Source organism: Marinospirillum sp., from assembly GCF_014859565.1.
In genome coordinates this window covers 1-22,212 of the sequence record NZ_JACUUA010000020.1, presented here as the reverse complement: position 1 = coordinate 22,212, position 22,212 = coordinate 1, and the positions used below count along the sequence as shown (strand labels likewise).

Here is a 22,212-nt window from a genome sequence, read left to right as displayed (position 1 = left end):
GATTAAATTACTAGGTTTATGGCCCAGAAGATAATAAGCCACGCTTATTGCAGTAAAAGTTTAACAATCGAGTCCAGGAGACAGGAATGGCAGATATCCAATTGCTGGTTGGTAGTGTGTATGGTGGTGCTGTTGATGTTGCAGAGCTGCTGGGTGATATTGCAGAAAGAGCAGGCATGAGTATAAGGCTTAATGAAATGCCGAATCTGCAGGCACTGGATGGTCAATCTGCACTGTTGGTGGTGACGTCCACAACCGGCAGTGGTGAGTTGCCGGAAAACCTGCAGCCACTGTATCAGCAATTGCAGCAGCAACCCGTTTCATTGGTGGGTCGCCCTTGTGGTGTGGTCGCGCTGGGGGATTCTTCGTATGGTGAAACCTTTTGTGCTGCCGGTCAGCTTTTTGAAGACCTGCTGGTTGATCTCGGTGCAGTCAGCCTGCAACCGATGTTAAAAATTGATGCCCTGGAATTTTTTCAGCCCAGTGATGGGGTTGGCAACTGGATGGATGAGTGGCTGAGTGCTTTGCAGGACTTCAGCCAAAAGGGTTGATCATCATTAGCATAATCAGCAGTGCACCCAAAAACAGTAGGATGTCCAATATCCAGCGACTGACAGAACGTTTGCGCTTCTGAGGCGGCTGTTTTGCCAATGCTCTTTGTGCGGAGGGATTGCGGGCTACGCTCCCTCTGTTGCTGCGGGAAGAGGATGCTGAAGAACTCCTGGGCTTTTTGCCTTTATTCAGTTGTTTCTTGAGCTCTTTCTCTTCGTGCTGGCGTTTCCGTTGGAGGGCCTCCTCCTTCAGCTTTGCCATATCAACCATGTTCACCATCTCCGATATAAAGCCTGACAGGGATCATCCCCTGATTTCCCGACTGCCGATCAGTTTTCGGCAAGTTTACCGATAACGGAACGGAAGTGCTGCAAGTGCTCGTGGGTTTTGTGTCAATGATTCGTAGCTGATTCAGGTTACTACCTGATAACAGGGATTGTAAGTCTTTCCTGCCAGCTTCATGCGCCCCTGATCAACAAAGGCACGCAATAGTTTATCCAGCAAAGCCATTAATTCCGGCTCACCATGCAGTTTAAAAGCACCCTGCTGTTCTATGGCACGAATCCCCGATTCCTTGACGTTACCCGCCACAATGCCTGAAAAAGCGCGGCGCAGATTGGCTGCCAGCAGATGCGTCGGTTGATTACGATGCAGTTGCAGTTCCGACATGGCCTGATGGGTCGGATGGAAAGGTTGCTGGAATAACGGGTCAATACTCAGCCGCCAGTTAAAATAAAAGGCATCACTGTGCTGGCGTCGGTGGGCGGTGACTTCTTCCATGCCGCTTTTCATGGCACGCGCCACACCGGCAGGGTCATTGATCAGGATGTGATAACGGCTGCGCATCGACTCACCCAGGGTGGTGGCAATAAAGTGGTCGATCTGCTCAAAATAGGATCGGGCACTTTCCGGGCCAGTAAAAATCACCGGAAAAGGCTGCTGTTGATTATCGCTGCTACTGAGTATACCCAGCAGATAGAGAATTTCTTCGGCAGTACCCACACCACCGGGAAACACAATAATGCCGTGACCCAAACGAACAAAAGCCTCCAGACGTTTTTCGATGTCCGGCATGATCACCAGTTCGTTGACAATGGGATTAGGTGCTTCGGCGGCAATAATACCTGGCTCAGAAATACCAATATAGCGCCGTAAGGCTGTGCGTTGTTTAGCGTGTGCCACGTTGGCACCTTTCATTGGCCCTTTCATGGCTCCGGGGCCGCAGCCAGTACAGATATCCAGACCGCGTAATCCCAGGTGATACCCCACATCCTTGGTGTATTCATATTCATCGCGGGAAATGGAATGTCCGCCCCAGCAAACAATCAGGTTGGGTTGCAGGTTGGTGCGCAGCACCCGTGCATTACGCAGAATATGAAACACTGCGTCGGTGATACCGGCACTGTTGTTCAAGTCATGGCGTGGATTGAGTTCAATTTCGTTGCTGACATAGACCAGATCACGCAACACCGCAAACAGGTGTTCACGGATACCCCTGATCATTTCACCATCCACAAACGCATCTGCCGGTGCCTGGGTCAGTTGCAGACGAATACCACGATCCTGTTGTAGTACTTCGATGTCAAAGTCCGGGTGCTGCTCCAGCAGAGCCATACCGTCATCCAGCGGACTGCCGCAGGACAAGACTGCCAAGGCACAACGCCGCAGAATTTCATGATGGCCGTTGCTGGATGTATCTTTCAGCCGGTTTACCTCGTGCTGTGATAAAACCTCAAGGCTGCCCTCGGGTGAAACCAGTGCATTAACTCCGGCGGTAGATTTTACTTGCATCTGAAAACAGGCTCCTGCAACAGCGAATAAAAAAATAGGATGCCATGATAAAACATCCGGCTGGACTTGTGGCTGCTCTTTTTGCAACCCTGCGTATTTATAACTGCTTTATGTGCCGCAATAGCGTTTGGATGGTTTTTTTAGCATAAAATTCATTTCCGGCACATGTTTCGATGCAGCAGTTAAATCGTGAGTTTTAACAGCTTATAGCAGATTTTTAAGCTGTAATACGGGTAAAAAATAATAAAATATTTTGCTTGCAGAGGTTTTTGTAGCGAGCGCTTGCTAGTGCCAAGGTCGAATTGGCGAAAATTCACAGGCAGGGTACAAAGCACCTGCTGAACGATCACACCTACAAAAACAGAAAAGTGACGTCGGTTCCCTATGGTGGCTGAAAGCCGGTTTTTCCGGCCACAGGTACACAAAGACAATCCATACAAGGAACTCATGACGTGCTCCTAAAACGTAAACACGGGGAAGAACATCCCTACTGGCCTGCTGGCCCTTTTAAAATCCGCTTGCCGTTTATCCATTACCGCTGGGAAATTCCGGAAACCATTCAGGCTCTGGTGATGTTTGTTATTGCCATGGGCATGATCCCACTACTGGAACAATACCTGGGTTTGCCTTATGAAGTGGCATTGGCCTATGTAGTGGTCTGTGGTATCGGTTTTATGCTGCCTACCCTGCTGGGTGTGCCCTTTGTTCCTGGCTGGATTACCCCGGCGATTCCAGTGGTGCTGCTTTATCTCAGTGACTATGAACCCGGTCCTGATGCCATTCGTGCGCTGGTCGCTTTACAGTTGGTGGTAGCCTTTATTTTTCTGTTTATGGCCGTGACCCGTCTGGGTAGTAAACTGGTCAACAATATTCCTAACTCGATCAAGGCAGGTATCCTGCTGGGTGCCGGTATTGCTGCCATCAGTGGTGAAATCAGTACCGGTGGCCGTCTTTACAATACGCCTATCTCCTTGACCATTGGTGGTTTGGTCACGGCTTATGTGCTGTTTTCTCTGTCCTTCCGTGACTGGACAGAAAAACATCGCTGGGCCAAATTGGTTGCCAGTTACGGCATGGTGCCGGGTATGCTGCTGACCATGTTTATTGGCTGGGGTGTGGCTGAATACCCGCTGCCTGATGTGCAGTGGGGTTTTAACGTACCTGCCATGGGTCAGATCTGGGCCTACCTGCCATTCACGGTTGGTTTTCCTGGTCTGGATTTGTTGGTGCTGGCGATTCCCACCGCCATCATTGCTTACATCATTGCTTTTGGTGACATCATTGTGGGTCAGAGTCTGATCAAGCGTGTGGATCACCTGCGCCCGGATGAAAAAATTGAAGTGAACGTGGATCGTGTGCACCTGGTGACAGGTGTCCGTAATGTGATTCACTCCTTCTTTGCGCCCTACCCTGGTCTGGCTGGCCCGCTGTTCACGGGTGCCATGGCGACCATTGCTGAGCGTTATCGTTATGGTCGTAAGGCTATGGATACCATTTATTCCGGTGCCAGCATTTTCTGGATTGTGGGTTTTATTGCACTCTTTCTGCTGCCGCTGGTCACTCTGTTCCGTCCGGTGCTGCCGATTGCCCTGTCGATTACTCTGCTGATTACCGGTTACCTGTGTATTGCCGTGGCGGTGGAGCAGATTGACAATGCCACCTCCATGGGTGTGGCTGGCATTATGGGTGTGGTACTGGCGACTCACGGCGCTGCCTGGGGATTGGGTGCCGGACTGGTACTCTACTTCATGATCGAGTTCCGTGGCCGCAATAAAAAGGCCGCCGATGACTCGGAGGAGCCGATTCACGTTGAAGACAATATGCCGGTTGAAGTTGAAGAAGAGCCGAGCAAAAACTGACCTTAAACAGTCAGCTGTGCTGGCTGTTTTCTGCCAGTGAATCCACTACACTAATTGACCCTCGGCTGATCAGCCGGGGGTTTTTTTATAACAGGGTTACGGGAAACCTGCATTAATGTTCAATGCCTTGTATTTCAAAACGTTTATCACTTTGGTGGAAACCGGAAGTTTCACCCGCACCGCACTCAAGCTGGAAATGACCCAGCCGGGTGTCAGTCAGCATGTACGCAAGCTGGAGGTGTATTTTGGTTTGGAGCTGCTGGCACGCAAGGGTAAGCGTTTTGATTTGACCGAGGCTGGACGACAGGTGTACGACTATGCCCTGCGCCTGTTTGCTGATCACGAACAGTTCCGTCATGCGCTGGAGCAGGATCTGCTGGAAGGTGGTGAGTGTCGTATGGCCAGTATTGAAGTGCTGGGTGTGTTGTTTTATCCCTTTACACTGGGTTTTCTGAAAAACCATCCGCGCCTGCGTTTACACCTGCGTTTTGCGGACAATGCGGAAGCCATTCAGGATCTGCTGGCGCGTAAAATTGATCTGGCGCTGGTCAGTGAAGTTCAGCGTCATCCTGAGCTGGAGTATGTGAAGTATATTCAGGAGCCCTTGATTGTTGTGGTGCCTGCTGACTTTCAAGGCGGCAGCCTGCAGGAGTTAATGGGTCTGGGTTTTATTGATCACCAGCAGGGGCAGGAACAGGCCAGTAAATTGTTAAAAGCTAACTTTCCGGATGAATACCGGGGCACACGTCAATTGGCACAACGCAGTTATGTTAATCGGGTGCATCTGGTGCTGGATGCTGTGGCTCGTGGTCTGGGTTTCAGTGTGGTGCCGCGCAGTGTCTGGGAGGCTTCCACCTGGCAACAGCAAACTCGTGAATGGCGGCTGGAGCAGGAAGCCTGCTGGACAATTTATCGGGTTCACCATAAACAACAAACCCTGCCGGAACGTTACCTGTTACTCTTGGATGAGTATCTGGCATGGCGGCAGGGGACTGAGCCTCGTTAAAAATTGCTGTCAACTGTTCACGCAGTGTTTCCAGTTGCTCAGGATGCTGACGGGCGAGTTGCATTAAGTCATCAAAACATGGCAGGCTGGTCTGGTGCATGATTTCACCCTCAATTTCTGCCCCGTGGATCAGCAAGGCATCTATACTTAATATAGACCAAAATTGATCAGTCAAACGGATGGATGCATGTTAACAAAAGCAATACACCATGGACGTTGGGCAAAAATCCGCCAAGTACTGAAGGTTGCTGGGATTTATGCTTTGGTGAGCAGCCTGTGGATTATCTTCAGTGATCGCTTTATTGATTCGCTTGGGCTGGAAGCCAGCACCCTGACTTTGTTGCAGACAGAAAAAGGGCTGATCTTTGTAGCCTTGTCCAGTGCATTGATTGGTTGGCTGGTGTATCAAGCGTTGAATGTGCAGAGCCGACTGATTGATCATCTAGAGCAGAGTCGCCAAAAACTCAAGCAGGCAGCCGTGTTATTCGAAGTTTCGGGTGAAGGGGTTTTGCTGTTGAATGCCCGACGGGAAATTGAGCTGGCCAATCCGGCAATGCAACAGATTTTTGGTTTTTCTGAAACAAGAATGCTGGGGCGAAGGCCATCACTGTTGGTCAACTCTACCCAGACTCCACAGTTTTATCGGGAGATTTGGCGGCAGTTGCTGAAAAAAAAGCGCTGGCAGGGTCGAATGACCCAGAACACAAATGATGGTGGCTTATGTCATCTCTGGGTGATCATCAACTGTTTGGAGCAGGATTCGGAGGCTGAGCATACAGCTGGGAAACACCGTTATCTGCTGGTGCTGACCGATATTAGCCAGCAGGAAGAAAGTCAGTCGCGAATGGAACGATTGGTGCACTATGACACCTTAACCGACCTGCCTAATCGTAACCTGATCACTTTGCAGCTGGAAAACGCCTTGATTCGTGCTCAGCGCTGGAACAGTCGAGTGGGAGTGTTGCTGGCGGATCTGGATGGCTTTAAAACACTTAATGACAGCCTCGGGCATCAGGCTGGTGACCAGTTGCTGATAGCAGCAGCCAAACGTCTGAATAATGCCTTTGGTGGGGAATGCCTGCTGGCGCGCTTGGGTGGTGATGAGTTTTTACTGGTACAGGAAGGCATGTTATCCGGACAGCAGTTAGAACAGCGTGCTGATCAGGTGTTACAACTGATGAAAGAACCCTTTGAACTGGAAGACGATCAGCAGATCTGGCTGACGGTCAGTCTCGGTGCCAGCATCTATCCAGATGATGCTGCCAGTGTGGATGAATTGCTGCGTAATGCTGATGCAGCCTTGTATCAGGCCAAAGATGCCGGACGTAACACCTGTCGTAGTTATACCGCTGATCTGACGGAAAAAGCCCAGCAATATCTCAGTATGGACTCCAGCTTGCGTCTGGCTTTGTCCGATCAGCAGTTGGTGGTGTATTACCAGCCATTGATCAATCTGAAAACTGAACAATGCACGGCTGTGGAAGCGCTGGTGCGTTGGCAAATGCCGGATGGCAAGCTGGTGCCACCGCTGGATTTTATACCTCATGCTGAGCAGAGTGGCTTGATTCACCCGTTGGGGGAATGGGTATTGCATCAGGCGATGCAGGACTTTCTGCAATGGCGTAAGGCCGGTCTGGGGATCACTACCCTGGCTGTGAATTTATCACCTCGCCAGTTTATGCAGCCAGACCTGGCACAAACCATTGCTGCACAGCTTTCTTTATTACACTTTCCTGCAGAGTGTCTGGAGCTGGAAATTACAGAGTCGGCCTTGATGGGACAGGGAGTGCATGCTGAAGATACCCTGGATGAACTCAAGGCGCTAGGTGTGAGGCTGGCGATTGATGACTTTGGTACCGGTTATTCATCACTGGCGTATTTAAAGCGTTTTCCCATCGACAAACTCAAGGTGGATCAGAGTTTTGTACAGGATTTACCAGCCGATGTGATCGGTTGTGAAATTGTGGCGGCGGTGATTGCCATGGGGCGTAGTATGCGTCTTGAAGTGCTGGCAGAGGGGGTTGAAACAGTGGAGCAACAGGCATTACTCAAAGCTCACGGCTGTCATACGGGGCAGGGTTACCTGTTCAGCCGTCCCTTGCCTGCTGATGAGCTGATCCAGTGGCTGACCAATAAAAAACCTCTGCCAGTATAACCCGGCAGAGGTTTTTAGAGCCCTGCAAAGCAGGATAGAGCAGAATCAGTTGTAAGCAGCTTCAGCTTTTACAATGGCTGCTTTGGCATCTTCAGCATTACCCCAGTTCTCAACCTTAACCCACTTGCCTTCTTCCAGATCCTTGTAGTTCTCGAAGAAGTGGGCAATCTGCTTGCGCAGCAGTTCAGGAACATCATCAATATCCTGAACATCGTTGTAAATGGTGGTCAGTTTTTTGTGGGGTACAGCAATCAGCTTGGCATCAGAACCAGACTCATCAGTCATGTTCAGTACACCCACTGCACGGCAACGAATAACACTGCCTGGCTGTACCGGGTGAGGGGTAATAACCAGCACATCCAGGGGGTCGCCATCTTCACCCAGTGTCTGGGGAATGTAACCATAGTTGGCAGGATAAAACATCGGTGTTGCCATAAAGCGGTCAACCACCAGTGCATCCATGTCCTTGTCGATTTCGTATTTGACAGGCGAGTGATTGGCAGGAATCTCAATCACAACATTGATGTCATCAGGAAGAGACTGGCCAGCAGAAATCTTGTTGTAGCTCATCAGCTTTAGACCCTTTCAGAGTGAATAAATTTTTGCGAGAGAATTATACGTTCCCAGTCAGCATAACTCCAACCCGTTACAAGTCTTTCAGACCAAGGGATAACAGGATTTAACTTGGAAGCAGCAGCGACACGGGGGATACTCGGGTTATTATGTTGCATTAATCCGTAGTAAGGCGCGAACACATGCAGTTGGGTGAATTGAGGATCAGTTACGGGCAGTCTTACCTGGCACAGGATCGACGCAGTGCGCGTTCTTCCATGGCGGTATCCTACCCGAAGGACTCTCAGCTGGCGACCAAGGGTGCAGCTGGGCTGATTGCTGACTCGACCTGGCGCAATGCGCTGGCAAAACAAGCGGGTGAAACCTGTGTGAAGGGTTTTATTGCGGATTATTACGCCACACCGGATAACTGGGATACCAAAACCTCAGCTAATCGGGTGTTATCAGCGTTGAACAGCTGGTTGTTTGCCCAGAGTCGTACCGTGACCAATGGCAGTTATATCAGCTCCATGAGTGCATTGTTACTGCGAGGCAACCAGGCGCAGCTGTTCCATATGGGGGATACTCTGGTGTATCGCCTGCGCGGAGCAGAGTTTCAGCTGTTAAACCGGGAACACACCACCTATCTGGGGGGGTATCGTTATCCCTCCCGCGCCATGGGTATGGATCCCAGTCTGGATATCGACTACCTCAACTTTAATGTCAGACAGGGTGATCTGTTTTTGTTCACCACCCAGGCGGTCAAGGGCACCTTGATGCCTTCTGATTTTGTACAGCTGATCAGCCAGTACTCTGAAGACCTGAACCAGGCTTGTGATGAAATCCTGAAAAAAGCCATGGAAAAAGCCAGCAAGCGGGGTTATTCCAGTTATAACTTTTGCTTTCAGTTGTTGCGGGTGGATCAAGTGCCTCAGGATGTGGGCCAAGGACTGGGCGATGCCTATTCCAGCTTGCCGGTGCCGAATGAGTTGCAGGAAGGTGATGTGGTGGATGGTTATCGGGTAGAGCGGGTGCTGTCACGCAGTGCTACCAGCCGCATCTATAAGGTATTTGATACCCAGAATGATCGCTATCTGGTACTCAAGGCACCCTCACCACAGATCGCCTGCAAAAAAGAATTTATTGCTCACTTTATCATGCAACAATGGGTGGTTGAGCGGGTCAGTTCACCTTATGTGGCGCGGGTTGTAGATCTTTCACGCCCGCGTAAACAACTCTATTACCTGATGGAATATATTGAAGGCCGTACTCTGCAGCAGTGGATCGAGCAAAACCCGGATGCAGACATCAAGTTACGTGTTGATCTGATTGAACAACTGACCAAGGCGGTACGAGCCCTGCATCGGCGTGAAATTCTGCACCAGAACCTGACCCCACAGAACATCATGGTGGATAGTCACGGGGTGGTTAAGCTGATGGATTTTGCTGCCTGCGGTGTGGCAGGCATGACGGATTTACCGCTCTTGCTGACCTTGGCGCGTCGGGTGGGCTTAACCCCTTATACCGCACCGGAATACCGGCTGGGTAAAGAGCCGGGTGAGCGGGCGGATCAATTCTCCATTGCGGCTATTGCCTTTGAGTTGTTGTGTGGTCATAAACCCTATGCCGGACAACTGGAAAGCATGAGCTCCAAGGTGGACTTTTCGCGCCTTGAATATGTGCCGATATTTCAGCTGGAACCCAGTATTCCGGTGTGGATGGATGCTCCGCTGCGTAAGGCATTACAACCCAATTCTGAGCTGCGTTACCGCCGCCTGTCAGAGTTTATTTATGATCTGAAAAAACCTGGTTCTGCAGAGATGCGAGTAGAAGCTTCTGAGAGTAACCCTTTGAATTTTTGGAAGGGGTTGGCAGGACTGCTACTCTTGCTTTTACTGCTGAGTCTGTTTTACTGAAGGTAACCCGTTAATCCCGCAGGAGAAAGATCATGTCTGATCAAGCCGAACGTCTGGTGCAAATGTACGACCAACTGGTGGAGCGGCTGTATGAGGCCAAGCTGGATCTGGAAAAAACCAGTCAGCAGTTGGATCTGGATCAGGAAATTGAGCGCCTGGTGGAGACTGAGCATGAACTGGAGCGCATCACTCGGGAAGAAGCCGACCTGCTGACTCAGTGGTTAAAGCGGGATTTAAAAGACCTGCGTGCTTATCTGGCGGATACCGGACAGGGTGTAGGTGACTGGTTATCCCGTCAGACCAGCCTGCTGAGTGAACAGTTTTTGCACCTGTTGCGTCAGGTGGCTGATCCCTCGCTGCTGGATGCGCGTACCTTGCAGGAAGATCTCGACAGCCGTGAAGATCCAACCCTCTATCATACCGGAGAGCTGGCAATGGCCGGTGTGTTTGCCTGTTCTTCCTGTGGTAAAACGCTGGAAGTGGCGTTCACTCATCGGCTGGAACCCTGCCACCGTTGTGATGGCCGGGTGTTTGTTCGTAAAACGGATTAATCAGACGTAAGCAAAAGCGCGAATGGTGGATTCCAGCTGGCGGCTCTGGTTCTTGAGTTCTTCCAGAGCCACTACCGTGTTTTCTGCGCCCGCCAGCGTGGTTGCTGCCTGCTGACTAATGGATAAAATACGCTGATCAATTTCTTCTGCCACACTGCGCTGTTGACTGACAGCAGAGGCTACCTGGATTTCCCGCTCAGCAATGTCAGAGAAGGTGCTTTCGATTTTCTGGAAGCTGCTGATGGATTCCAGTATCTGTGATCTGCTTTCCTCAACAGTGTTTTCACTGGTTTGCATTCTACAGACCACCGTTTTAACTATCTGGCGGATCTGTTCCAGCGTTTTGCGGATATCCTCGGTGGACGACTGGGCGCGACCAGCCAGTTGCCTGACCTCATCAGCCACCACAGCAAAACCACGACCGGCTTCACCGGCACGTGCTGCTTCAATCGCTGCATTTAATGCCAGTAGATTGGTCTGTTCCGAGATACCGGCAATCTGGTCCATCACAGCATCCACCTTGTTGCTGGCAAGGCTGAGTTTATCCACCTCGGCAGAAGTGTCATTCAGTTCACTGCATACCTGCTTGATTTTGCTGGCGCTGGCTTCGATGTTTTCGCGCCCGGAGCAACACACCTGTTCTGAACTTTCAATGTGTTCACTGTTGGCGGTGATGCTGGAGTCTATCTCACGGATGCTGGTCGACATTTCATGTATGGCGGTGGCGATTAACTCCAGATCCTGTTCCTGCTGATTGAGCGCTTGATTGTTGGCCTGCACCTGATGATCCAATTGACTGGTTACACCCTTGAGTGCATTTAACGTATCGTCCATCCGACCCAGAATGGTACGGATTCGGGCACGATAAGTATAAAGTGCCAACAGGACAGCGCCGGTTTCATCGCGGCGACGAGTGAATATTTTCTGGGCAATGGGGTTGTTGATGATTTCGTGTCCCATTTGTTGCAGGCGACGCAGGGGTGCCAGAGTCAACCAGCCTGCGGCAACGGCCAGCAATGGAAATAACATCAGCCAGAGATACGTGAGTTGTGGGTAAAAAGTCATACCCAGCCCGGTGAATAATGAGGACAGGAATAAAATAGCGGCCAGCTGTATCTGCAATAATGGCCGGGGTGTCACTGCTAGACTTTTACCGGCTTTGATACGCTGATATAACCGCTCCGCATCAGCCACCCTGCGGCTGGAGGGCTTGGTGCGTACGGATTGGTAACCGACTATCTGATCACCTTGGTAGATAGGTGAAATATAAGCATCCACCCAGTAAAAATCACCATTTTTACAGCGGTTTTTAACCACGCCAATCCAGGATTGCCCGGCTTTTAATGTTTGCCATAAATCAGCAAAAGCAGGCTCAGGCATGTCCGGGTGGCGAATCATATTATGGTTTTTGCCGACCAGCTCCTCCAGCGAATAACCACTGACTTTGCAAAAATCCTCATTGGCAAAGGTGATGATGCCTCTCAGATCGGTGGTGGAGATCAGACGAACACCTGCTTCGTATTTTTTTTGCTGCTGCGTGACGGGGAGATTGATTTTCATTTGCGGACTCCTGCCTCCTTTTCCTTGAATGACAACAGGTTGTTTAATGAGTCGTTGAACAATTCATACCGGTGTCGTGAGCATAGAAAGTCCGTGGCTGGTTACAAAAGCTGACCAAAAAGTGCAGGCATTATGATTTTCAACAGCTTAAAGTCAATAGCATTTTTGATGCAGGTCATGGCATTAGAAACCATATGTTAAAATTATGTTATAAAAAACCTGGTGAGATTGGTGGCGGGTTCAGCTAAGTGTTTGATTTGAATAAAATGCATTCAATAAGAATCAAAGGCAGGAAGAATATAAACAAGAGGTCAAGTTAACAATTTAGAATACAAAAATACAAAAAAAATCGAACGATTGAATGTTGGTTGATGGGTTTATTGGCAATTGCGTAACTGCCGCCGTAATTGATATCGCTGCCATTCCAGTAACAACATACACAAGAGCCACAAGGGCAGTGGGCCGGTCTGCATAAACGGTGTGGCACCTTCGCGGGGTTGCAGGCTGCCACTAAGGGCTGCTGCTTCAAACTGCGGCAGGCGGGTGATCACTTGCCCTTGATGATCAATCAGTGCGGTGATGCCATTGTTGGTGGCACGAGCCATGGGGCGAGCCATTTCCAGTGCACGAAAACGTGCCATCTCAAAGTGTTGCAAAGGGCCGATGGAGGTGCCAAACCAGCTGTCATTGGATACTGTTAACAACCAGTGGCTCTGGTGTGCCTGGCGGGCAGAAAACCCGGCATAGGCCACTTCATAACAAATCAACGGAGCAACAAGGGTATCCCGCACCTGCAGATTGGCCGGGTGAACGGTTCCGGGAATAAAACTGGACATGGGTAAATCCAGAAACTCGATCAGGCCGCGTAGCTGGCTTTCCATTGGCACGTATTCACCAAAAGGCACCAGTTTGACCTTGTGGTATTCACCGCTGGCGGTTCCTGCTGTGATCAGGCTGTTGTGATAACGTCCAGTTTCTTCCGCTCTGGAGGGTAAACCAGTGATCAGACCGGCTTGTTCACCGGCTTGTTGCAGGGCTCGCTGCAAATAGGGTGCGGCCTGCTCTGGTAACAGTGGTAGTGCGGTTTCCGGCCAGATCAGCAAATCCACTTCGCCCAGCTGTTGGCTGAGCTGGATATGTTGCCGGATAATCTGCTGGCGCTGGGCAGGATTCCATTTTTGTTCCTGAGGAATATTGCCCTGCACCAGTCCGATTGTTAGTGGTTCACCAAAAGGTTGTGTCCACTGCTGGTGTTTTAATGCCAATCCTGCCGCTATTAACACCAGTAAAAAAATCAGGCTGCCAGCTCGGTGTTTAATCGGCTGACTGGGTTTCAGGGTATAAAAAATCAGCAAACCTGCCAGCACACTCAGACCGGAAATCCCATACACCCCCAGTACTGGTGCCCAACCGCTGAAAGGGCTGGTCAGGTGAGCGGTACCTAACAACAACCAGGGAAAACCGGTGAACAACCAGGAACGCAGGGCTTCCATCAATATCCATAATGCCGGCCAGCTGATTAGTACCGAGGTTTTACTGAACCAGCGTTGCCATATCCAAGCCTGCAGGGCAAAGAATAATGCCAGTCCGGCGACAAAACTCCAGGTCATCATGCCAGCCAGCAGAGGTGGTGTGCCGCCATGTTCGTGAATACTCACATACACCCAGGAAGCACCGGAGCCGAATACACCCAGGCCAAACAGCCAGCCGCGCAGCAGGGTTTGGCGAGTGTTCAGGTTTTGTAATAACCACCAGAAAGCCACCGGAGCCAGCAGGCTCAGTGGCCAGATGTTGAAGGGTGCAAGGGAGAGGGTAATCAGCCCACCAGCAAAGATTGCCAGCAGGTGTCCGATCCAGGTTTTTTTCATCAGTGATGACAAGAAGTCAGTCCTGTTCCGGTAGTTCAGCAATCTCTTCGCTGGACATACGACGAACCTGCAGCAGGCGGATACGGCGGTTATCGGCATTGATGACAGTAAACTCAAAACCGGCAATCACCACACTTTCACCACGACGCGGTAGATGCCCAAACTTCTGCATCAGAATACCGCCCAGCGTGTCAAACTCTTCGTCACTGAAATCACTGGCAAAAAACTCGTTAAAGTCTTCAATGGGGGTGAGGGCTTTCACCAGATAGTTGCCTGCTTCCACCGGGCGGATGTCGGCTTCTTCTTCAACATCGTGTTCGTCTTCAATTTCTCCGACGATCTGTTCCAGTACGTCCTCAATGGTGACAAGACCTGCCGTGCCGCCGTATTCATCCACCACAATGGCCATGTGGTTGTGGGTTTCCCGGAATTCTCGCAGCATGGAATAAAGCCGCTTGTACTCAGGAACAAAAGTAGCCTGACGCAACACCTGGCGGATATCAAAGTCTTCCATGGCCTGATGATCAATGATCAGTGGCAACAGATCCTTGGCTAACAGAATACCCAGCACTTCATCGGCTGTTTCACCAATCACCGGAAAACGCGAGTGAGCGGACTCAATCAGGGTGGGCAAAAAGTCACGCGGATGCTGGTCGATCTTGACCACCACCATGTGGGAACGGGGGATCATCACATCACCCACCTGCATGTCGGTGAGCTGCAAAGCCCCTTCAATCACCGTCAGGGCTTCGTAGTCGATCAACTTGCGCTCAGAGGCATCCTTGAGGAAGTCGAGAAGTTCCTGGCGGTTGCGGGGTTCAGCAGAAAAAGCGCCCAGCAGCTTGTCAAACCAGTTTTTAGGGGGTTGCCCCCGGCTCGATCGGTCTTCATTCATGGTGTTTGTTGATCAACCTGTTCGTCTTTGCTGATGTAGGGGTCGGGAATGTTCAGCTGTGCCAGCAGTTGCACTTCTTTGGCTTCCATGTATTGTGCTTCTTCTTCATCCTCATGGTCGTAACCTTGCAGATGCAACATGCCATGAATCACCAGATGCGCCCAGTGATGCAGGGCAGGTTTTTGTTGTTCAGCAGCTTCACGCAGCACCTGTGGCAGGCAGATCACCAGATCACCCAGTAAACTTAACTCAGCTTCCGGCGGTAAATCAATGGGGGATTCAAAAGGAAAAGACAGGACATTGGTCGGCTTGTTTTTACCGCGATAGTCGCGGTTGAGCTGCTGACTTTCTTCATCATCAACAATACGTAGGGTGACTTCTGCATCCGCCGGGGCATCGGGTAGCAGAGCCAGACTGGCCCAGCGCACAAATTCAGCCTCCGTTGGACAGAGGGTTTCATCACTGACTGCCAGCTGCAGATCAACCCACAGGGGTGATGTTTCAGCGTTCATTACTGGATGCCCGTTTGTTGTGCTGCTCAATTTCTTCGGCAGATTCGGCAATGTCATAGGCTTCAACAATACGCTGCACCAGTGGATGACGAACCACATCACGGTTTTCAAAACGGGTAATGCCTATACCCTGCACACCCTGTAGTACGGACATAACATGGGTCAGTCCGGAGCGGGTGCCACGGGGCAGGTCAATCTGAGTGACATCTCCAGTGATCACAGCGGTGGTGCCAAAACCAATACGGGTCAGGAACATTTTCATCTGCTCACGGGTGGTGTTCTGGCTTTCATCCAGAATAACAAAGGCATTGTTCAGTGTGCGGCCACGCATAAAAGCCAGCGGAGCCACTTCGATGACATTTTTTTCAATCATCTTGCCAACCTGCTCAAAACCGAGCATTTCATACAGGGCGTCATACAAGGGGCGTAGGTAAGGATCAATCTTTTGAGCCAGATCCCCTGGCAGAAAACCCAGTTTTTCACCGGCTTCCACCGCTGGGCGTACCAGCAGGATGCGGCGGATTTCGTCTTTCATCAGGGCTTCCACCGCACAGGCCACTGCCAGATAGGTTTTGCCAGTTCCGGCAGGGCCAATACCAAAATTGATGTCGTGCTGGCGGATGCTGCGTACATAACCCTGCTGATTTTGACCACGGGGTTTAACAGTGATTTTTGGGGTGCGCAGGGTGACCGGTGTGCTGGTATCTGCCACGCCTTCTTCTTGCAGTGCTTCCAGTCCGGCTTCTTGCAGATGCAGGTGTACACTCTCCGGTTGCAGGTCTTCAGTGGCAGTATCCTTGTAAAGCTGTTCAAGGATCGCTGCTGCGACATTGGCGCGACGGGCTTCACCGCTGATCTGGAATTCATGCCCCCGATTGCGCAGGGTGACACCCAGGCGCTGTTCAATCAGTTTCAGATGATCATTATGCAGGCCACACAAGTTAGCCAGGCGCTGGCTGTCGAGAGGTTGCAGTGATAGCTGGATCATCCGCTGCCCAGCGGGTTGCTCTTCAGGTGTTGTTGAGTTCTGATTGCTGTTCAAAGTGACTGAGTTCCTTGATCTGCCAGGCGGCCACGCAGGGAGTTGGCATAGGCTTCGGTGATAATAACATCGACAAACTGCCCGATGTAATCAGTCGGATTGTCACTACTGACATTCACCACACGGTTGTTTTCAGTACGTCCGGAAAAATCTCCCGGATCTTTGGGAGCTAGTCCGGTGACCAGAATACGTTGTTTGGTTCCTACCATACGGCGACTGATCTGCATCATCTGCTGATTGATGCGATCCTGCAGTCGGTAGAGGCGCTGCTTTTTAACTTCATCCGGGGTGTCATCCGGCAAGTCTGCAGCTGGGGTGCCGGGGCGGGCACTGTAAACAAACGAAAACGACAGATCAAAACCGATTTGTTCAATCAGGTCCATGGTCTGTGCAAAGTCTTCTTCCGTTTCACCGGGGAAACCAATAATAAAGTCGGATGAAAAACTGATGTCCGGGCGGTTGGCACGAATCCGCTCCATCTTCTGGATGTATTCTTCGCGGGTGTGGCCGCGTTTCATGGCGGCCAGAATACGGTCGGAACCAGTTTGTACTGGCAGATGCAGGTGGCTGACCAGCTCTGGTATGTGCTTGTAGGCTTCAATCAGGCTGTCGGTGAATTCCACCGGATGGGAGGTGGTGAAACGAATACGATCCATACCCTCCACTGCAGCAACACAGGCAATCAGTTCGGCCAGATCAATTTCATCACCTTCACTATCCAATCCGCGATAGGCGTTAACATTCTGCCCTAGCAGATTAACTTCGCGCACACCCTGATCAGCCAGTTGCTGGATTTCTTTCATCACATCAACAAAGGGTCGGGAGACTTCTTCACCACGGGTATAGGGCACCACGCAGAAGGTGCAATATTTGGAGCAGCCTTCCATGATGGATACAAACGCCGTCACCCCTTCCACTCGGGGTGCGGGCAGATGGTCAAACTTCTCAATTTCCGGAAAGGTAACATCCACCATCGGGATTTTGCTGCTGCGGGTGGCATCAATCATTTCCGGAACTCGGTGCAAGGTCTGGGGGCCGAACACCAAATCCACAAAAGGTGCACGCTGGCGTAACTTGTCACCCTCCTGGCTGGCAACACAACCACCCACGCCAATCAGCAGGTCGGGATTTTTTTCTTTTAACTGTTTCCAGCGCCCCAGTTGGTGAAACACCTTTTCCTGCGCTTTTTCACGGATCGAGCAGGTGTTCAGCAGAATCACATCAGCCTGGGTTTCATCATCAGTCAGTTCCAGTTGATGAGAATCGCCCAGCAGGTCGGCCATGCGGGATGAATCATATTCATTCATCTGGCAGCCGTGGGTTTTGATGAACAGTTTTTTGGTGACAGGTTTAGTGCTGAGTTCAGGCATGGGAGAAAAAGACACCTTTAACGTGTGTGCTTGGATGGAGTGATAGCAACTGCTGCGAATTATACAGAGGGTTTGCCCATCAGGGCTAGTGAACAAAAAAGCGTCAGTTTGTTATATTGGTTGCTGTGTAAGGGGTAGCAAGGGTTACTCTGAGGATGCTACCAGGTTTATCCACAGATCATGTGGATAGTTGCAGCAGTGTGTCATGTTTTTTACGGGGAGATGACAACTTGGACAGAAGTTATTGGGAAGAGGTCTGGCGACAGAATGATCTGGGTTTTCATCAGCCACAGGTCAATCGGCATTTGCAGCGTTTCTGGAGTCGTCTGAAACTGGCACAGGGGGCACGGGTGTTTGTGCCCTTGTGCGGTAAAAGTCTGGATATGGATTGGCTCTTGTCGGAAGGTCATGAAGTGATTGGTGTGGATTTGTCAGAAAAAGCTCAGCAGGATTATTTGAGCAGCCACAGTGAACCAGTGCGTTACACCGAAGAAAACAGCCTGAAACTGGCTTGGCAGGGGCGTTTGTTGTTTGTTGCTGGGGATGTATTTCACCTAAAGTCAGAAATGCTGCGTTCAGTGGATGCTGTGTATGACCGTGCGGCACTGGTGGCACTGCCTCCGGCGGTAAGGCAGAACTACGCCTTGTTTGTGGCACATTGCCTGAAACCGGGCGCACGAATACTGCTGGTAACTCGTGAAGCTCCAGAGCCGCGTTTACAACCGCCTTTTAACATTAACGCGCAGGAAGTGGATCAACTGTTTGGTGGTAATTTCAGGGTTGAACAAGTCCACCAGGAAATGCGCGGTGATGGTGTGGGAGAGGCGGTGTATCTGCTGAAACGCAAGGCACCGGCAGCATCGGGTCGCCTGCCGGTGGAGGCAGGCGAGTCACAGACAATCAAACCTCACTGAAGATCAGCGAGTGTGAGAAACCAGTTGAGAGAAGTCCACCAGAATTCGACCGGTTTCTTCCAGAATGGCAAGATCCAGTGGGGTGGGTTCTTTGCTGGAAACGTCTTCTTCCTTGTCGTCGGCCAGTTTGTTGAGTGGCTTCAGTCCCAATCCCTGACGACGACGGTTTTCCATCGCCAGCTGCTCAGCTTCTTCCTTGTCTTGCTCCAGCTTGCGCTGTTGCAGATTCAGGCTGATGCTGGGTGAGCCTTCATGGCGACGTAACCAGTCGGATTGTTCAGTCAGGAAACGAAAGTTCGGATCATTACCGATGCGCTGTTGATGCCGACTTTGCAGCTGATCCAGTGCACGCTGCACTACAGAGTTGCGTGAGGGCAGTACTGCTTTGACCTGATCCCAGGGTAATGCATTGGGTGAAGCACTTTCTCCGATGCGGCGGGCATCAAAGAGGGGCGGGAACAGAATATCCGGCACAATACCCCGATGCTGGGTGCTGTCACCGGAAATACGATAAAACTTGGCGCGGGTAATTTTTAATTGCCCGTAACTCAGATCCAGAATGGTTTGTACGGTGCCCTTACCAAAAGACTGTTCGCCGACCACCAGTCCACGACCATAATCTTGAATGGCACCGGCAAAAATTTCTGATGCTGAAGCTGACAGGCGATTGATCACTACAGCCAGCGGGCCGTCGTAGTGAATTTTGCCGCCATTGTCGCCCAGAATATTCACGTTGCCTTCTGCATCCCGTACCTGGACAGTGGGACCACGTGGAATAAACAGGCCAACCAGCGTGTTAGCTTCCTGCAAGGCGCCACCACCATTATTGCGCAGATCAATCACCAGGCCATCCATGCCTTCTTTTTTCAACTCATCAATCAGTCGAGCGACATCACGGGTGGTACTGCGAAAATCTTTCTGGCGGGTGCGTTGTCCTTCAAAATCCAGATAAAAGGTTGGGATTTCAATCACACCAATACGGCGTTTTTCACCATCAATGGTGGTTTCGATCAGACGTTTGCTGGCAGCCTGATCTTCCAGTTGCACCGCATTACGTTCAATTTCGATGACACGACGGTTGGTGCTGTCTGAAGTGGTCACTTCCAGGCGAACAATGGAGCCACGTGGGCCACGGATCAGATCAACGACTTCATCCAGCCGCCAGCCGATGATGTTTTCGATCTCGCTGTTTTTGCCTTGGCCTACACCAACAATGTGATCACTGGGTTTTAGCTGCCCCTGTTTGTCTGCGGGGCCGCCAGGCACCAGGCTAACCACCTTGGTGTATTCGTTTTCACTTTGCAGCATGGCACCTATGCCATCCAGCGACAGTTTCATCTGGATGTTAAAACTCTCACTGCGGCGTGGAGAAAAATAGTTGGTGTGAGGATCAACGCTGGTGGTAAAGGCGTTTACAAAGCCCTGAAAAATATCATCACTGTTGGTTTGTTTCAGACGGTTCAACTGGTTTTCATAACGGCGTACCAGCAGATCACGGGCTTCTTCCGTAGTTTTGTCACCATCCATCAGGCTCAGTAGTTCATGCGTCAGGCGTTGCTGCCAGTAGTTATCCAGCTGTTGCTGGGTGTCTGGCCAGGGGATCTCACGACGATCCGCTTCAAAGCGCTGATCCTGATCAAACCGGAAGCTACTCAGCCTTTTGTTCAGCAGCTCAAGATTCTGTTCCAGCCGGTTTTTGTTCAGGCTGGTCACCTGCACAAAAACTTCATAAGCAAAATCCAGATCACCCTTTATTAATGCAGCTTCCATATCACTGGTGCGCTGCAGAATTTTTTCTGCTGCACTGGCCGTCATTAGTGCCTTGTTGGGATCCAACTGTTTCAGAAAGTTTTCCAGAGCGCGAACTTCCAGCTCTTTGTTCAGGGTGACATCGGCAAAATGCTGGCGTGTCATCAGTCGTGTGACTTCCCGCATCACCTGGCTGTGTTCAGCGGTGGGCTGGAGTTCTTCGAAGGGGGTGTACAGGCGAGTTGAGGATTCTGTTGCAGCTGCAGCTGGGAGTAAACCCAAGGTCAGCCAGCAGATCATCAAGCCACGCAAAAGGGACGTGCGCATTCGGTGTTACTCCTGAAAAGAGGTTCGAGGCTATCAGCTATAGAGTGTAAAGATTAGAATAAGTTTTAATGGATGGCGCTAAGCATAACGCATCAGCTGCGTGATGACAGCCTTGCAGGACAAACCAATGAATAGAAGCGAGTGATCACTGATGCAAGAGCGAGATGTTTTTAATCAAGGCTTGATGAGTTTTCTGCAGTCATCGCCAACACCGGCGCATGCAGTGCTGACCATGACACAACATCTGCAAGAAGCCGGATTTGTCCAGCTGCAGGAGGGGGACGAATGGCCGTTTCAGCCGGGTCAGGGTTATTACCTGATCCGTGGTGATCGATCATTGGTGGCTTTTCGGCTGGGTCATGAATCTCTGGCGGAGGCGGGTGTTCGTATGATGGGTGCACATACCGATAGCCCCTGTCTGAAAGTGAAACCCCAGGCGGAGCTGGTGCGTCAGGGTTGTTTGCAGCTGGGTGTGGAGGTTTATGGTGGTGTATTGCAACACACTTGGTTTGATCGTGATTTGTCGCTGGCCGGTCAGGTGTATTTCCGTAATGAAGACGGACTGTTGCAATCAGCGCTGCTGGATCTGGTGGAACCCATTGCGGTGATCCCTTCATTGGCAATTCATCTGAATCGTGAAGCCAATAAAAACTCGGAGATTAACGCCCAGCTGCATCTTCCCCCTGTATTGGGTGTTGCTACTGAGGGAGGGGCTGGTGAGTTTGTCTTCCGGCGACTGCTGGCCAGCTGGCTAAAGCGCGAAGGCCATTTGCTTGCAGAGGTGATTGATTATGACCTGAGCTTTTATGATACCCAGCCACCGGCACTGGTGGGGTTGGAAAAAGAATTTATCAGCTCGGCACGACTGGATAATCTTTTGTCCTGTTATATCGGTTTACAAGCGCTGCTGGCTACCGATCAGCCACAAGCCTCCACTTCGCTGCTGGTTTGTAATGATCATGAAGAAGTGGGCAGTGCTTCTGCGATAGGTGCTGAAGGTCCGTTTCTGGAGAGTGTGCTGCGCCGCCTGAGTGGTAACGAACAGCAATACCAGCGCATGATGGCTCGCTCTTTGTTGATCTCCTGTGACAACGCGCATGCTGTGCATCCCAACTACCCGGACAAGCATGATGAAAAACACGGCCCAAAAATCAATGCCGGCCCGGTAATCAAGGTGAATGCCAACCAGCGTTATGCCACCAGCAGCGAAACCAGTGCTTTGTTTGCCGGTTTCTGTGCTGCCGCAGGTGTGCCTTGCCAGCGTTTTGTGGTGCGTTCAGATATGGGATGTGGCAGCACCATTGGCCCGATAGCAGCAACCCGGCTGGGTGTCAGAGTGGTCGATGTGGGTGCACCCCAGTGGGCGATGCACTCGATACGGGAAACTGTTGGATCGCTGGATGCCTGGTATTTAAATCGGGCACTGCAGACGTTTATCACCCAGAGCGATCTGTAAACAAAAAATCCGGATCTGTGTGAACAGATCCGGATTTTTTAAGCTGGTTGCCAAAACAACCGGCTTTAATTCTGGCTCCTCGAGCAGGACTCGAACCTGCGACCAATTGATTAACAGTCAACTGCTCTACCGACTGA

The 22,212-nt window shown here is 50.9% G+C and carries 19 protein-coding genes and 1 pseudogene; 8 read left to right on the top strand and 12 right to left on the bottom strand.

The features are described from left to right. Positions 1–86 precede the first annotated feature (86 nt). Entirely contained in the window at positions 87–551 is a 465-nt protein-coding gene (locus IBX50_RS04885) for a flavodoxin domain-containing protein (RefSeq protein ID WP_292253912.1), read from the top strand. Here IBX50_RS04885 and IBX50_RS04880 read toward each other — a convergent pair. From IBX50_RS04880 to IBX50_RS04870, 3 genes are all read right to left on the bottom strand, one after another. Further along, positions 535–822 (bottom strand): hypothetical protein, encoded by a 288-nt coding sequence (locus IBX50_RS04880; protein ID WP_292253910.1) that lies wholly within the window; start codon positions 820–822, stop codon positions 535–537. The genes IBX50_RS04885 and IBX50_RS04880 overlap by 17 nt on opposite strands. A gap of 141 nt (positions 823–963) precedes the next feature. Next, positions 964–2,343 (bottom strand): nucleotide 5'-monophosphate nucleosidase PpnN, encoded by a 1,380-nt coding sequence (gene ppnN / locus IBX50_RS04875; protein ID WP_292253908.1) that lies wholly within the window; start codon positions 2,341–2,343, stop codon positions 964–966. Positions 2,344–2,525: 182 nt separating this feature from the next. After that, positions 2,526–2,792, bottom strand: a complete 267-nt coding sequence (locus IBX50_RS04870; protein ID WP_292253906.1) for a hypothetical protein — start codon at positions 2,790–2,792, stop codon at positions 2,526–2,528. Between the two features lie 3 nt (positions 2,793–2,795). On the opposite strand from IBX50_RS04870, the gene IBX50_RS04865 reads away from it, so the two are divergent. Together IBX50_RS04865 and IBX50_RS04860 are read left to right on the top strand one after the other, a co-directional pair. Continuing rightward, positions 2,796–4,202, top strand: coding sequence for a solute carrier family 23 protein (locus IBX50_RS04865; protein ID WP_292253904.1), 1,407 nt, complete (start codon positions 2,796–2,798; stop codon positions 4,200–4,202). A gap of 115 nt (positions 4,203–4,317) precedes the next feature. Next, positions 4,318–5,208, top strand: coding sequence for a LysR family transcriptional regulator (locus tag IBX50_RS04860; RefSeq protein ID WP_292253902.1), 891 nt, complete (start codon positions 4,318–4,320; stop codon positions 5,206–5,208). A 13-nt stretch (positions 5,209–5,221) separates the two neighbouring features. On the opposite strand, the pseudogene IBX50_RS20685 reads toward IBX50_RS04860, so the two are convergent. Further along, positions 5,222–5,308, bottom strand: a pseudogene (locus IBX50_RS20685) (DUF3135 domain-containing protein); the annotation flags it as partial. Positions 5,309–5,395: 87 nt separating this feature from the next. Between IBX50_RS20685 and IBX50_RS04855 the strand changes: the two are divergent. Beyond that, positions 5,396–7,363 carry an EAL domain-containing protein gene (locus IBX50_RS04855; protein WP_292253900.1) on the top strand — a complete coding sequence of 656 codons (1,968 nt, stop codon included), beginning with the start codon at positions 5,396–5,398 and terminating at the stop codon, positions 7,361–7,363. A 45-nt stretch (positions 7,364–7,408) separates the two neighbouring features. Here IBX50_RS04855 and ppa read toward each other — a convergent pair whose 3' ends face one another. After that, positions 7,409–7,933 carry an inorganic diphosphatase gene (gene ppa / locus IBX50_RS04850; RefSeq protein WP_292253898.1) on the bottom strand — a complete coding sequence of 175 codons (525 nt, stop codon included), beginning with the start codon at positions 7,931–7,933 and terminating at the stop codon, positions 7,409–7,411. A 185-nt stretch (positions 7,934–8,118) separates the two neighbouring features. Here ppa and IBX50_RS04845 point away from each other — a divergent pair, with 185 nt between their 5' ends. Next, positions 8,119–9,831, top strand: a complete 1,713-nt coding sequence (locus IBX50_RS04845; RefSeq protein WP_292253897.1) for a serine/threonine-protein kinase — start codon at positions 8,119–8,121, stop codon at positions 9,829–9,831. Between the two features lie 32 nt (positions 9,832–9,863). Next, positions 9,864–10,382: a hypothetical protein gene (locus IBX50_RS04840; protein WP_292253896.1), complete on the top strand. Its 519-nt coding sequence runs from the start codon at positions 9,864–9,866 to the stop codon at positions 10,380–10,382. Here the strand turns inward: IBX50_RS04840 and IBX50_RS04835 are convergent, their stop codons facing one another. The 6 genes from IBX50_RS04835 to miaB all read right to left on the bottom strand — a co-directional run bounded on the left by IBX50_RS04835 (position 10,383) and on the right by miaB (position 17,629). Next, entirely contained in the window at positions 10,383–11,942 is a 1,560-nt protein-coding gene (locus tag IBX50_RS04835; RefSeq protein ID WP_292253895.1) for a PAS domain-containing methyl-accepting chemotaxis protein, read from the bottom strand. Between the two features lie 377 nt (positions 11,943–12,319). Beyond that, positions 12,320–13,822: an apolipoprotein N-acyltransferase gene (lnt, locus tag IBX50_RS04830; RefSeq protein WP_292253893.1), complete on the bottom strand. Its 1,503-nt coding sequence runs from the start codon at positions 13,820–13,822 to the stop codon at positions 12,320–12,322. A gap of 4 nt (positions 13,823–13,826) precedes the next feature. Then, positions 13,827–14,705 carry a transporter associated domain-containing protein gene (locus IBX50_RS04825; protein WP_292253891.1) on the bottom strand — a complete coding sequence of 293 codons (879 nt, stop codon included), beginning with the start codon at positions 14,703–14,705 and terminating at the stop codon, positions 13,827–13,829. After that, on the bottom strand, positions 14,702–15,217 hold the full coding sequence (ybeY, locus tag IBX50_RS04820; protein WP_292253888.1) for an rRNA maturation RNase YbeY: 516 nt from the start codon (positions 15,215–15,217) through the stop codon (positions 14,702–14,704). The genes IBX50_RS04825 and ybeY overlap by 4 nt, the downstream gene beginning before the upstream one ends. Beyond that, positions 15,207–16,205, bottom strand: a complete 999-nt coding sequence (locus tag IBX50_RS04815; protein ID WP_292253930.1) for a PhoH family protein — start codon at positions 16,203–16,205, stop codon at positions 15,207–15,209. The genes ybeY and IBX50_RS04815 overlap by 11 nt, the downstream gene beginning before the upstream one ends. A gap of 50 nt (positions 16,206–16,255) precedes the next feature. Beyond that, positions 16,256–17,629: a tRNA (N6-isopentenyl adenosine(37)-C2)-methylthiotransferase MiaB gene (gene miaB, locus IBX50_RS04810; RefSeq protein WP_292253885.1), complete on the bottom strand. Its 1,374-nt coding sequence runs from the start codon at positions 17,627–17,629 to the stop codon at positions 16,256–16,258. A 230-nt stretch (positions 17,630–17,859) separates the two neighbouring features. Here miaB and IBX50_RS04805 point away from each other — a divergent pair, with 230 nt between their 5' ends. After that, positions 17,860–18,543, top strand: a complete 684-nt coding sequence (locus tag IBX50_RS04805) for a thiopurine S-methyltransferase (RefSeq protein ID WP_292253883.1) — start codon at positions 17,860–17,862, stop codon at positions 18,541–18,543. 3 nt (positions 18,544–18,546) lie between these two features. Here the strand turns inward: IBX50_RS04805 and IBX50_RS04800 are convergent, their stop codons facing one another. Beyond that, a complete protein-coding gene (locus IBX50_RS04800) occupies positions 18,547–20,619 on the bottom strand; it encodes a carboxy terminal-processing peptidase (protein WP_292253880.1) in 2,073 nt (690 codons plus the stop codon). Between the two features lie 151 nt (positions 20,620–20,770). Between IBX50_RS04800 and IBX50_RS04795 the strand changes: the two genes are divergently transcribed. Further along, a complete protein-coding gene (locus tag IBX50_RS04795; RefSeq protein ID WP_292253877.1) occupies positions 20,771–22,075 on the top strand; it encodes a M18 family aminopeptidase in 1,305 nt (434 codons plus the stop codon). Positions 22,076–22,212 lie beyond the last annotated feature (137 nt).